Source organism: Streptomyces sp. NPDC008317 (genome assembly GCF_042955955.1).
Lineage (GTDB): Bacteria > Actinomycetota > Actinomycetes > Streptomycetales > Streptomycetaceae > Actinacidiphila.
In genome coordinates this window covers 725,690-738,322 of sequence record NZ_JBIBFQ010000004.1, presented here as the reverse complement: position 1 = coordinate 738,322, position 12,633 = coordinate 725,690, and the positions used below count along the sequence as shown (strand labels likewise).

Below are 12,633 nucleotides of genomic sequence, written 5' to 3'. Positions count from 1 at the left end.
TCCGCGGAGACCCGCCGACGCACGCAGGCTCGCGTGACCGGCCGGGAACGACTCACCGAACGAGGACAGTGATGAGCCAGCAGGGCGCGGGACGGCCGCGGTCGCCGTCGCGCACGACGGCACGGTACGGGGACCACGGGGAGGGCCAGGCATGAGCCGTTGGGCCTCGCGCCTGTCCCGCAAGGGCGGCGGCGCGAGCGGTACGGGCGGCGCGACCCGTACGAGCGCTACGGCCGGTACGAGCCGCGGCGCCGGTGCGGCGGAGTCCGTCCCCGCCCCCCTCGTCGAGGACATCGACGGCGTCCTCCTGGTCCGCTCGGTGGACGACGACTCCTTCCCGATGGCCGTCCTGGCCGAAGTGGCCCACACTTTCGGCGCCGAGGCGGACATCGTCACCGTCATGGTCGGCTCGGAGGGCGCGGGGCAGGGCAACGGCGGCGGCCACTGGCCGCGCCTGGTCACCCTCCTGGACTCGCTGCGCGCGCAGGGCACCCGCCGCGTCCGCCTCGTCCTGTCCGGCGCGGGCGACGACCGGCCGGGCCGCCCCGGCACCGCCCGCAGGATCGCCGACGGTTGGGGCTTCGAGGTGTTCGCGCCGGACGGCGTCGTCCTCATCACGCCCGGCGGCAGCCTCTTCGTCCGGGGCGACGACCGTCCCGAGGGCGGCTGGTGGCGTTTCGCGCCCGGCGAGGCGCCCCGGAAGCTGGGCCCCCGCGCGCCCGCACCGGCCTGGCAGGAGGCCGTCGGCCGCGTGCCCACGCGGACATCGGGCGGCTGCGTGGTCGAGCAGATTCCGGCGGGCCTGGTGATCCGCCCCGCCGACGCGCCCGGGCCGCGCCCCGACGACCTGTGCTTCGCGGTGCCGCTCGACTCCGCGCACGCCGTCGTGCTGGTCGGCGCCCCGCACGCGGAGGACGTCGCCGCCGACGAGGTCGCCGCCGTCCTGTCCGCGCTTCCGGCGGAACACCGCGCCCGCGTGTGCCTCGCACCCGGCGGACAGGCCGACCTGCTGCGTCTGGCCCACACGGTCGCCGACACGCTGGACAGCCGGGTCGACGTCCTGACGGGCCTGCCGCTGCTCGCCGACCACGCGCCGCCCGGTGCCGTACCCCGCCCGACCCTGATCGGCCGTGACGGCGAACCGAGTTGGCAGCCGTACGTCACCGCCGTCGCGTGCCTCCCGACCGACGCGCGGGGTAGAACGCCCCTGCCCCGGCTGCTCGGCAGCCTCCCGCCCGACTGGCTCCCCGGCGGCACAGAACCGGGCACCGTACGGCTCACGGACGGCTGGCAGGCGACGGTGACGCGCTCCGGCCTCGCCCTGTGGGCCCAGGGCACGCCCCGCCCCCCGCTCGTGGGAACCGCCGTCGACCCCGAGACCTGCGCCATCGAACTCGGCGCGCCCGGACAGCGGTTGGACGCCTCCCTGCTCACCGCGCTGGCCCGCCTGCTCACCGGCCTCGGCGCCACGGCCCGCGCCAGGACCACCCTCCTCGTGCGAGGACGGCTCACCAGCGGCGAGGCCGAACTGCGCCGTCTGGCGGCGGAACACGGCGTACGCGGCATCCGCTACGTCACCGCCGCCCGCCCGGCCCCGCCCCCCTGGCAGACCCCGCCCCGCCCGAACCAGGACCGCCCGGGACCGGACCGCCCGGCACCTGACCGCCCGAACCAGGACCGTCCGAACCAGGACCGCCCAGGACCGGACCGCCCAGGACCGGCAGCGCCCCCGCGCCCTCCCGCGCCCGTGGCCGTACCGCCCGACGCTCCCCGTGAACGACCTTCCGCTGTCGTGGAGTTGACCGGTACGGCACCTGCTCCGGCGCCGGGTGCGGAGCCCGTACGCCGTCCGGCCGCCGCGAGCGTGCCCACCGACAGCGCGTCCCCGGCCGGGGACAGCGGCGCTGACGGAACGCTCGTCCGCACGCCGACGACGGAGACGGATGTCGCCGCGCGCGACCGTTCCGCGCAGGGCGCTCCGGGGGAGCGGGGCGGTGAACGGCCCGACGGTACGGCCGAGGCGGGCCGTACGGTCGCCCCCGGCCCCCGCACGAACAGCCGGGGACACGGTCCGACGCGGTCGGCACCCGCGATCACCGCGCCCCTGCGGGGCTCCGCACTCGTCCGCGCACTCGTCGTCTCACCTGGCCCCGAGCCTGACCCCACCCCCGAGCCCGACCCCGCACCCGTCGCTCAGCCCGAACAGCCCGAACGGCCCGAACAGCCCCAGCCACCGGCCCCGTTGGCCGTCAGGCGGGAGGAGCCCCGCCTCGTGCTGCCCGGACACGTCAGCACCGCCGCGCAACGGGCGGCGTTCCGCGAGCTGGTGGGGGACGGCTGGGAGGGGCACGCCGCAGCCGTGGACGGGCTGTTGAAGCGGAAGCTCGCGCTGCGCGGGGACGAGCGGGAGGCGGCGCGGCTCGATCTGGTCGCGGTGCGCGCGTATCTGTCGGCTGACGAAGGGCCGCTGAGCCAGCGGGAGTTGGCGATGGGCCTGCGGGCGGGCGAGGCGCGGTCGCAGGCGTACGCCGGGTGCGTGGCGTCCGGGCTGCGGCGGCTGCCGTCGTACCGGGGCGTGGCCCTGCGCGGCGGCGCGGCGGGCGGTGCCGAGCCGAGGTTGGGCGCGCTGCTCCAGGACCCGGCGCCGATAGGGGCGTTGGCCCGGATTCCGGCGGCGGGCGGGACCGCCGTGCGCTACGCGATCTGGTCGACGACCGGCCGCGAGGTGGGTGATCTGGCGGCGGCGGACGGTGAGATCGTCTTCGCGCCGGGCACCGGATTCCGCGTGCTGGGGACGTGGACCGCACCCGCCGGGACCCCGGTCGTACTGCTGCGGGAACTGCCCGCGCACGCGACCACGTACATGGACGGAGCACGGGAGTTGAGCCCACGGGACCTCACCGCGCTCGCCGAACTGAAGGACGCGCTCGCCGGTGGTCCGCCCGCCGAGGAGGGCCGGAGCTGGCCCGAGCGCTGTGTCGGGCCCGTGGGCGGCAGCGGGTAGCCGCCCGCACCGCACATCCGGGCCGCACGCCCGCCGGCACGCAGGGCAGGACACCGCGCCGCACGACCGACTGACCACCAGGCCGAAGGAGAACCATGAGCAGCCGTCAGACCCGACCCGACCCCGACGGAACGCCCCGCGCCACCGAAGGCGGCGCGAACTCGGCTTCCTCCAGGGGCGGTTCGTCCGTGCGCCGGGCGGTCACGCTGGGTCCCGTGGCGGCCGATCCGGGCGACGCGCTGACGCCCGCGGTGCCGCGGACCACCGGCGCGGCGGCGCCCCCGGCCCCCGACACCTCCTCGCGCCCGGGTACGTCGTCCGCCCCGGTGACGGCCGCCGCCGCGCGGCCTGAGCCCGCCGCGGGCGGTACGGCGGAGGCGGGCGGTACGTCCGAGGAGCCGACGCTGCCCGGAAAGGGATCGGCCGAGGAGACCCCGGCCCCGGCCCCGACCCCTGCCTCGGCCCCGACTCCTGCCTCGGCCTCCGCCCCGACCACGGCGCTGACCACCGCCTCGGCCTCCGCCCCGGCCACCGCGTCGGCCCCCACCACCGAAGCGGGCGAAACACCCGCCGAGACCCCCGACGCGAAGGCCACCCGCGAACTCACCCGCGAGACCGGCCCCGGAGCCGCGCTCCCGGCCGAGCGACCGCCCTCCGGCCCGTCCCGCAAGCCGCTGCTCGCCGCCGTCGGCCTGGTCGGCGTGGTCATCCTCGCGGTGCCCCTGGTGGCCTGGGCGACCAGCGGCTCCGGGCACAAGAACGACCATCTGACGACGGCGGCCAGCACCGCCGGGCGGATCACCGACCCGCCCGCGACCGTCCCGCACATCCCCCTGCCCCAGAAGTCCTCGGCGTCGCCCGCCGCCAAGCCCACGACGAAGCCCAAGGCCAGGACCAAGGCCGTGGCGCCGCGCCCGCCCGCGCCGCCGAGCCCGACGGCCCGGCCGACCGCGACACCGACGAGGAAGGCGACGACCCCGTACCTCGGCCCCGGCCCGCAGATGCCCGGCGACGACAGGACCGCCTCGGCCACGGTCCTCCGGCTGGCGGCGCGCGAACCCGGCCGCCACATCTGCTACCGGGTCTACGTGGCGACCTTCGGCTGGCAACTCGCCGTCTGCGACGGGTCCGTGGCGGGCTCCGAGGTGGACGCGCGGAGCATCAAGGCCATCCAGATCGCCGTGTCCGGCACCAAGGGCACCTCCGCCAACGCCTACTTCCAGGCGAAGGGGTGGGTGAACAAGTCGTGGGTCACCGTGGAGGACGGCGCCGATCTGACCCTCGGCGCGGCCAGGCAGGACGCGCCCAACATCTCGGGCTTCGGCATCAGCGTCGGCAGGGCGACGGGCACCGTCTGCCAGAACACGTACAGCCGCGGCGGACCGTGGGGCAGCATGGCCTGCGACACCCCGCAGACCGCCGACAACTACATCTTCGGCGGCACGCTGGACGAGACGCGCTGGCTGGACGCGGTGCGGTTCACCGTCTGACGGGCGCCGGCGGGCAGGGGACGGCCGCACGCCGGCCGTCCGCCGGCGGTCCGGGTCAGCCGAGCAGCCGCCAGCGGCTGTCGTCGTCGGTGCCGCACGAGCCGATCATGAGCCGGGCGGAGGGTGCCTTCTTGTCGGTGCCCTCGACGCGCAGGCACAGATGGTTGCTCGCGTAGTTGCGTATCCACACGGTGTCGCCCCCGGCCGGGGCGAGCCACCACAGTTGGTTGTCCGCCAGCGTCCCGGTGCAGTTCGCCTCGGACAGTTCGGTCCCCGACGGCTGCGCCCCGCGCTCCGGCGGGTCGATGCACAGACCGTCCATCGTGTTGGAGAACTGCACGAGATCGGTGCCGCCGGGACCGCTCGCGGGGAGCTTGACCGTCATGTTCCAGAACTGGTTGTCCTGGTCGGTGCCGTCGCAGTGGTACTGGTCGATCTCCAGGCCCAGTTGGCCCGGTCCGTTGTAGGGGATGTCGACGCACATCCCGCTGTAGGCGTTCATGATCAGCACCTTGCGGTCGTGCGCGGTCAGCGCCCGCGGGTCCTTGCCGCCCGACCCGGCCGTCCGCTTCGGCGTCGGCGTGGTGGAAGGGGCCCTGTGCGGCTTGGGCGAGGCGGTGTGCGGGACGGGCTTCCCGGTCCGCTTCGGCACGGTCTTCGTCGGCTTCGGGGTGGGCGACGGCGACGCGGAGTGCGCGATGTTCGCGTACGCGGCGGTCCGTTGGGCCGCCAGGTCCCGCTTCTTGTCGTGCTCGTCCGCCTGGTGGCTGCGCCAGGCGCCCATGCCCAGCGTGGCGCCCGCGACGAGGGCCAGTACGGCCACGGCGCCCGCGACCCTGCTGCCCACACGCGAGTGCTCGCCGGGCTGACGGGTGTGCGTCGTCAACGCCTCGACGAACCGCGCCCGTTGCCGCCGCTTCGCCTCGTCGTGGTCACTCTCGCTCAACGCCGCTCCCCACTCGCGGAAGGTCCAACTGGCAGGGTACGCAGATGCGTTCGCGCCGCCCGCTCACGCCGGCCGGGACGGGCGCGGCTCACCGCGACGCCGATCCGTACAGCTCGCGCTCGCGCAGCACTTCCGCCGCCGTCGCCAGCGCGGTGGACAGGCGGCGCCGGTAGGTGCTGAAGGACAGTCCCGCCCGGCTCGCGGCGGCCTGCTGGCTGCGCGGCCCGCTCAGATACGTGATCTCCAGGACGTTGCCCAACTGCCGCCGTCCCGGCTGCGCGCGCAGGTACGCCACCGTCTCGGTCAGCACCTCGCGCAGCGCCGCCGCGTCCCCGTCCGGCGCCACCAGCCGGGTGCCGAGCAGCGAGCTCTCCGCGAGCTGCCGCGCGTCCTGGAGGCTGCGGTAGGCGTGCTTGACGGCTTCGGCGAACTCCGGCCACGGCATGGCGGCCTCCGCGGTGACGGTCACCGGCGCCGGGCCCGGCGCGGGCTCGTCGGCCAGCAGCCGGACCCGCAGATCCACCGCCCACCGGTCGAAGGGCGCGCTGCGCCAGTCCTGCACGAAGGCCAACATCCCTTCGCCGTAAGCCCCTTCGCCGTACGGTCCTTCCCCGTACGGTCCTTCGGCCGGTGCCACCCGCTGCTGCCCGTACAGGTCGAGCAGCGAGGCGAGACCCGGCCGGTCAGGGGCCGCGCAGGTCCAGCTCACCGCGAGGTTCGGTGTGGTCGCCCACAGCGTGGTCAGCGCGAAGGCCGCGGCGGCGGCGCCGCCGGTGCTCCACCGCGCCAGCAGCAGCCGCTCGGCGCGCCGCAGCGGCCGGTGGCCGGCGGTGTACTCCAGCGCGGCACGCGCCGTCGGGTCGTCGGGCATCCCGGCGGCCCCCGGGTCCAGGCAGGGCGCGACGAGGGCGGCGGTGACGCCGCGGCGGCCGTCCTCGGCGACGCAGAAGGCGCCCGGCTGCCGGTCCCACCACTGCCGGGCCAGAGCGGCGGCCTCGTCGCCGTGCTCCTTGCCGATCGCGGCCAGCACCTCGTCCAGATCCTCCGGGCGGGCGGTGCGCAGCCGCAGCCGGTCCGTACCGCGCCAGTCGACCGTCTCCCGCGGGAAGCGGCCGGAGCGCCCCAGATAGGCCAGGCCCGCGCCGAACGCCCAGCGGCTGCCGGTGCGGCACGCCAGTTGCTCGGCCAGATGCGCGTGCAGCCGGGTGAAGAGCCGTTCGTACGCCGACAGGTCGCGCCAGCGCAGCTCGACCAGGAGCGCCTCGCGGACCAGCTCGTGCGGGACCAGGCCCTCGGCGGTGCTGCGGACGAAGGAGAGTCCGCGCAGCCAGGCGCAAAGCTTTCCGGCCTCCGCTGACGGCACGTCGAGCGTGTGCCGCAGCAGGTCCTCGGTGGTGACCCGGGCCAGCGCCAGGACGTGCAGCGCTTCCGCCTGACCGGGCGACAGGCTCTCGCGCAGCAGCAGGTGCAGCAGTTCGCCCACCAGGTCGGGGGAGTCGGCCAACTCCCAGGCGGTGCGCGGCTGCACGGAGTCCGTGGCGCGTTCGCGCGCGTCGGCGAAGAGCGCCAGGGCGAGCGGCACGCCGTGCGCGGCCCGCACGATGTCGGGGATGTCCGCCTCCGGCACGTCCCGGTTGCGCAGCAGCTTCGTGGCCTCCGCGGTGTCCATGCCGCGCAGTTCGACACTGCGCAGCGCCTGCCACCACTGCACGTCGGCCCGCCACTCGGCCGACGGGGGCCGCCGACTGCCGACCACCAGGAACAGGTGCGAGGGCATCCGCGGCAGGAACTCGTCCCGCAGCCACTGCTCCAGCGGCCCGAGCGCCTCACCGGAGTCGATGAGCAGCAACTGGGCTTCCTGTGAAGGGCCTTGCGCGTCGAGGGCGGCCAGGAACGCCTCCGGTGTCGCGGCCGTGGCGCGCATGTCGACGGTGCGGACCGTCCTGCCGTGCGCCTCGGCCTCGTCGGCGAACCGGTGCAGCAGGCTGCTCTTGCCGAAGCCGCCCATGCCGTGCAGCCACACCACGAAGCAGGAGCGCCGGTCGCTGAGCATCAGGTCCCGCAGCAGCCGCAGTTCCGCGGTCCTGCCGGTGAACACCGCTCTCCTGCGGGCCGCCAGCGTGTACCCGTGGGAGTCGGCCGGCAGGGGTGTGGGGGATATGCGCATCATCTATTGATGAGTCCTCGGGAGCGGGTGCGGTTCCCCCGGGCGCCGGGACGTCCGGTCCCGCGCCGGTCTCCGGTGCCGTGGGCTCGAACGAGAAGGGTCACTGATCGCTCCCGTCGCGGGTGGGGGGTGGGTGCCACAGGCCGGCGCGACCGGGGCCGTCACTCGGCGGCGGGGTACTGCCTACCCTGGTGGGTCGATGTTAGACCCCTCGATTCACGGACGGGCGACGGCCAGAGATATATGTCCCGTTGTGCTGTTGCGGCGCATTTGCGCAGGCGAAGCGGGGTGCGGGCGCTGTCGATCTCCGCCGGGGCGGGACGGCCTGACGTGCTTTCTGCCTAGCCGGTTGGGCCAATTCAAGCCGAAGACAAGAGGGCGCACGGGGCATGCTTGACTGCCTCCCGCGTGGATAAGGTGGTTTGGCTGAGATGCGCAACGGGGAAGGCCGGGCACCTGGTGGACAGCGACGTGCAGGTGAGTCGTCACTCGGACGTACCCATCTACCGGCAGATCGTGACCCAGGTGTCGTTCATGATCGAGACCGGCGATCTCGCGGTCGGCCAGACCCTTCCCAGCGCCCGGCTGCTGGCCGACAACCTCCAGATCAACCGCAACACGGTGGCCCGCGCGTACGCGGAGTTGAGCGAGCTGGGCCTGGTCGAGAGCCGGGGCCGCAGCGGGACGACCGTGGTCGGTACGGGCCTGGCGCGTACGAGTTCGCCCGCCAGGGACCGGGCGTGGGCGGTACTGGACGCGGCGGCCAGGGAGTGCGTCGCGCTCGGCCTGTCCGCCGTCGAGATCCAGTCACTCGTGACGAGCCTCGCCCTGCGCGCCGAGGACGACGTCCTCAAGGTCGCGTTCGTGGAGTGCAACGCCGACCGGGCCGGCTACTTCGCGAGCGAACTCGGCCTGCACCTCGGTCTCAAGGTCAAGCCCCTGGTGCTCGGGGACTTCTCGCCCGAGGAGGAGCACGACGACCTCGCCCTCACCACGTTCTTCCATCTGGCCGAGGTGCGGCGGCTGTGGCGCGGGGAGCCGACCGAGGTGGTCGCCATCGTCGCCGCGCCGCATGTGCAGACGCTGGTGCGGATCGCCTCCGCCGCCAGGAGCGGCACGGTGGGCATCTGTTACTCCACCTACGGCCAGGCCGTCAGCATCCGGGACTCCCTGACGCAGTCCGGGATCAGCAACGTCAGGGTGCTGCACGGGGACGAGGGGGAGGATGTCGGGGACCTCGACCTCGTCGTGATCCCCAGCGACATGCCGCAGTTGAAGGCGCGCTTCGAGGAGCGGGTCGAGGTGGTCGAGTTCGGCAATGTGCTGGACGCCGCGTCCGTCCGGATGGTGACGCAGGTCGTCGGCGACATGCAGGCGGCCAAGCTGGCCGCCAAACGGGCCGCCGCCTCCGCCGCGCGCGGCTGACGTATCCGCCGCGCGTGGGGAGGCCCGGTGCTCCCCCGCGGAGAGGGAGGGCTGGGGAGCACCGGGCGTGAGGGGCGGGGTTACCCGAGGCGCCGGGTCACCCGAGGAGCGGGGTCACTTGGGGATGCTGGCCACTTGGGGGTCCGGGTCACCGGTGGTGCGCGGCGAGGCCCTGGTGAACGGCGTTGATCAGCTCGCCGTCCGCCGTGTCGCCGTCCAGGGACCAGACCATCGCGCCGCCCAGGTGGGCCCGCTTGATGTAGGCGGTCTTCTGGGCGATGACCTGCGGGTCGTCGTAGGTCCAGAAGTTGGTGCCGTCGTAGAGCCAGGCGAAGCCGTTCCGCACGTCCCGGTGGACGGTGTAAGTGCCGGAGGAGGCAAGGGCCTTGAGGGCGTGGTAGTCCTCGTTGCCCGCCTGCCAGGTGGCGGGGGCGGGGCCGGTGGACGGCTGGAAGAGGCCCGCGGTGCCGCCGTCGGGGACGCCGGTCCAGCCCTGGCCGTAGAAGGGCACGCCGAGGACGAGCTGCCGGGCGGGTGCGCCGCGCTTGAGCCAGTCGCCGACCGCCTGGGTGTCGCTGAAGTCGTGCGGGACGGGCGAGTTGCGCGGGGCCTTGAGCGCGGACTGCTGGTTGGTGGTGGCCTCGTAGGGGCCGTGGAAGTCGTAGCCCTGGACGGTGCCGAAGTCGAGGTACTTGAAGATCTTCCTGACCTCGAAGCCCGCGTCGATCTTGGCCGGTGCGGCGGGCAGGAAGGCGCTCAGGTCGTAGTGCTTGTGCGCCTTGCGGCCCAACGCGTCGAGCTGGCCGCGGAATTCGGCCGCGAGCGCGGTGAAGTTCCGCTTGTCCTCGGGCCGGTAGACGGTGTCGACGTCACCGGAGGAGCCGGGCCACTCCCAGTCGATGTCCACGCCGTCGAAGAGCCCGGCGGCCGAACCGGGGCCGCCCTTGCCGTCGAGCAGCGGCAGATTGCCCTTGACGAAGATGTCCAGGCAGGACGCGACGAGCGCCTTGCGCGAGGCGGCGGTGCGGGCCGCGTCGGAGAAGTGCGTCGACCAGCCCCAGCCGCCGATCGAGATCATCACCTTCAACTTCGGGTTGGCGGCCTTCAGTTCGCGGAGCTGGTTGAAGTTGCCCGCCAGCGGCTGCTCGGCGGTGTCCGCGGTGCCGTCGACCGAGGAGGCGGCGTCGAGCGGGCGCTGGTAGTCGGCCCAGGCGTCGCCCTCGCCGGCCGCGTTGGCCTCGAAGCACTTGCCGTCGGCGCCGATGTTGGCGAACGCGTAGTTGAGGTGGGTGAGTTTGGCCGCGGTGCCCGAGGTCTGGACGTTCTTCACCTGGTAGTCGCGTCCGTAGACGCCCCATTGGGTGAAGTAGCCGACGCTCTTGTACGACGAGGCGGAGGAGCCGTGGTCGTCACGGCCGTGCGCCTGGGCGGCGGAGCCGCCCGTGACGGCGGGCAGGACGGCGACCAGGGAGAGGGTGGCTGCGGTTGCGGCCATACGGCCGAGAATTCTTCGACGCATGCGCGTGAAGGTATTGGTCTGGACCAATAAGGGTCAAGGGGGACGGCACAACCCGTTCACAACCCGTCGGCGCAGAACCGTAGGATCCCCCAGTGGACATACCGCCGCCGCCCCCGCCTCCGCCGTCCTCCGACGACGCGCCCCCGTCCCAGCCGCCGCACGACGCCCCCACTTCGCCGTACGCCGGGCTGCCCTCGTATCCGCAGAAGCCGTACGACCAGCAGGGCGGACCGCCGTACAGCGGTCCGGGACAGCCGACGTACGGCGGCCCGTCATCGGGCGGGCCCGGCCCCTACGGCTCCGTGCCCCCGCCCTACGGCGGACAGCAGCCCCCCGGCTCCGCGCCGCCCTACGGCGGGCAGGCCCCGTATTCCGGCCAGGCCCCGTATTCCGGGCAGCCTCCCTACGGCGGCCAGGGTCCGCACGGCGCTCAGGCCCCGTACGGCGGCCAGGCCCCCTACGGCGGGAATCCGTACGGCGGGCAGAATCCGTACGGTCCCCAGCCGTATCCCGGCTATCCGCAGACCGCCGGCTGGTACAACCCGCAGGCGAACACCAACGGCATGGCCATCGCCTCGCTCGTGGTGGGCTTCACCTGCATCCCCGTCCTCGGGGTGATCTTCGGCCTGGTCGCGCTCAGCCAGATCAAGAAGCGCGGCGAGCGCGGCAAGGGACTGGCCGTCGCGGGCCTGATCCTCAACGGCGTCGCCACGGTGCTTCTCGCGGTCTTCATCGCGCTCGGCGTGGCGGGCGCCTTCGACGACGGCAACACCCGCGTCGACCGGATCAGGGTCGGCCAGTGCTTCAACACGGTCGACAGCTCGCTGGGCGACTACGGCGGCGACGGCGCGCGCTCCACCACCGTGGACGTCGTCGACTGCTCCGAGGAGCACGACGCGGAGGCGTACGCGATCTTCACCGTCGACGCGGCGGACGACGGCGGCTACCCCGGAACGGATCGCATCTCGGCCGTCGCGGAGTCGAAGTGCGCCTCTTACGCGGACGACTACGCGGACGGCACGCCCTGGGAGAAGAGCGCCGACGTCTACTACTACATGCCGCCGCCGGACGGCTGGCGCCGCGGCGACCACAAGGTGACCTGCTTCTTCGGCGCCACGCACGGCTCGATGACCGGCTCGGTGAAGGACGGAGGCACCAACTCCGGATTCGGAGTGTGATGCTCGGGGGAGGGCTTGCGGACGGGCACCGACGGTTGTCAAGCTGTCGCAGACAGTCAACCCCTTGGGAGGGGCACGTGCCTTTCGGTGAGCAGCCCGCCTACCTTCGCGTCGCCGAGGATCTGCGGCGCAAGATCCTCGACGGGACGCTCCCGCCGCACGCGCGGCTGCCCTCGCAGGCCCGAATCCGTACCGAGTACGGGGTCTCGGACACCGTCGCGCTCGAAGCGCGCAAGGTGCTGATGGCCGAGGGCTTCGTGGAGGGCAGGTCCGGCTCCGGCACGTACGTACGGGAGCGGCCGAGGCCGCGGCGCATCGTCCGCAGCGGCTACCGGCCCGCCGGGACGGCCAGCCCGTTCCGGCAGGAACAGGGGGACGAGGGGTGCAAGGGCACCTGGGAGTCGCGCAGCGTCCAGGACCACGCCTCGCCCGCCGTCGCCGAGCGGCTGCGGATCGAGCCCGGCGACCGGGTGATGCGCACCCACTACCTCTTCCGCACCGAGGGTGAGCCCTCGATGCTCTCCACCTCCTGGGAGCCGCTGGCGCTGACCGCCCGCACACCGGTGCTGCTGCCGGAGGAGGGGCCGGTCGGCGGCCAGGGCGTCGTGGAGCGGATGGCGGCGATCGACCTGGTGGTCGACCACATGGCCGAGGAGGTCGGCGCCCGGCCGGGGCTCGCGGAGGAGACGGCGGCGCTCGGCGGAGTGCCGGGGCACATCGTCATCGAGATCCAGCGCACGTACTACTGCTCGGGGCAGCCGGTGGAGACCGCGGACGTCATCATCCCGGCGGAGCGGTACCGGGCCGTCTACCACCTGCCGGTACGCTGACCCGCCGTCAACTCCCTTACAGCGCCTGGCAGTACTGATGGTCCGGGCGGTACGGGCGCTGGTGTCCACTCCGG

At 73.9% G+C, this 12,633-nt stretch carries 8 protein-coding genes; 5 read left to right on the top strand and 3 right to left on the bottom strand.

Annotation, left to right across the window (positions count from 1 at the left end; translation table 11 throughout):
• The first annotated feature begins 151 nt into the window (after positions 1-151).
• Complete coding sequence (locus ACFY9V_RS16535) at positions 152-3,004, top strand: hypothetical protein (protein WP_391161678.1); 2,853 nt, start codon at positions 152-154, stop codon at positions 3,002-3,004.
• A 95-nt stretch (positions 3,005-3,099) separates the two neighbouring features.
• Complete coding sequence (locus ACFY9V_RS16530) at positions 3,100-4,494, top strand: hypothetical protein (protein ID WP_391161677.1); 1,395 nt, start codon at positions 3,100-3,102, stop codon at positions 4,492-4,494.
• Between the two features lie 55 nt (positions 4,495-4,549).
• Here the strand turns inward: ACFY9V_RS16530 and ACFY9V_RS16525 are convergent, their stop codons facing one another.
• Entirely contained in the window at positions 4,550-5,440 is an 891-nt protein-coding gene (locus ACFY9V_RS16525) for an RICIN domain-containing protein (protein ID WP_391161676.1), read from the bottom strand.
• Between the two features lie 88 nt (positions 5,441-5,528).
• Entirely contained in the window at positions 5,529-7,610 is a 2,082-nt protein-coding gene (locus ACFY9V_RS16520) for a hypothetical protein (protein ID WP_391161675.1), read from the bottom strand.
• A gap of 474 nt (positions 7,611-8,084) precedes the next feature.
• Here ACFY9V_RS16520 and ACFY9V_RS16515 point away from each other — a divergent pair, with 474 nt between their 5' ends.
• Complete coding sequence (locus ACFY9V_RS16515; protein WP_355348329.1) at positions 8,085-9,032, top strand: GntR family transcriptional regulator; 948 nt, start codon at positions 8,085-8,087, stop codon at positions 9,030-9,032.
• Between the two features lie 148 nt (positions 9,033-9,180).
• Here ACFY9V_RS16515 and ACFY9V_RS16510 read toward each other — a convergent pair whose 3' ends face one another.
• Complete coding sequence (locus tag ACFY9V_RS16510; RefSeq protein WP_391161674.1) at positions 9,181-10,551, bottom strand: glycosyl hydrolase family 18 protein; 1,371 nt, start codon at positions 10,549-10,551, stop codon at positions 9,181-9,183.
• A gap of 92 nt (positions 10,552-10,643) precedes the next feature.
• On the opposite strand from ACFY9V_RS16510, the gene ACFY9V_RS16505 reads away from it, so the two are divergent.
• Together ACFY9V_RS16505 and ACFY9V_RS16500 are read left to right on the top strand one after the other, a co-directional pair.
• Positions 10,644-11,729 carry a DUF4190 domain-containing protein gene (locus ACFY9V_RS16505; protein WP_391161673.1) on the top strand — a complete coding sequence of 362 codons (1,086 nt, stop codon included), beginning with the start codon at positions 10,644-10,646 and terminating at the stop codon, positions 11,727-11,729.
• Positions 11,730-11,806: 77 nt separating this feature from the next.
• Positions 11,807-12,559 carry a GntR family transcriptional regulator gene (locus ACFY9V_RS16500; RefSeq protein ID WP_355348321.1) on the top strand — a complete coding sequence of 251 codons (753 nt, stop codon included), beginning with the start codon at positions 11,807-11,809 and terminating at the stop codon, positions 12,557-12,559.
• Positions 12,560-12,633: the final 74 nt, after the last annotated feature.

Bases quoted from the DNA above. Each gene is read 5' to 3' on its own strand.
- ACFY9V_RS16530 (WP_391161677.1), top strand. From the start codon at position 3,100: ATGAGCAGCCGTCAGACCCGACCCGACCCCGACGGAACGCCCCGCGCC.
- ACFY9V_RS16520 (WP_391161675.1), bottom strand. From the start codon at position 7,610: ATGATGCGCATATCCCCCACACCCCTGCCGGCCGACTCCCACGGGTAC.
- ACFY9V_RS16535 (WP_391161678.1), top strand. From the start codon at position 152: ATGAGCCGTTGGGCCTCGCGCCTGTCCCGCAAGGGCGGCGGCGCGAGC.
- ACFY9V_RS16510 (WP_391161674.1), bottom strand. From the start codon at position 10,551: ATGCGTCGAAGAATTCTCGGCCGTATGGCCGCAACCGCAGCCACCCTC.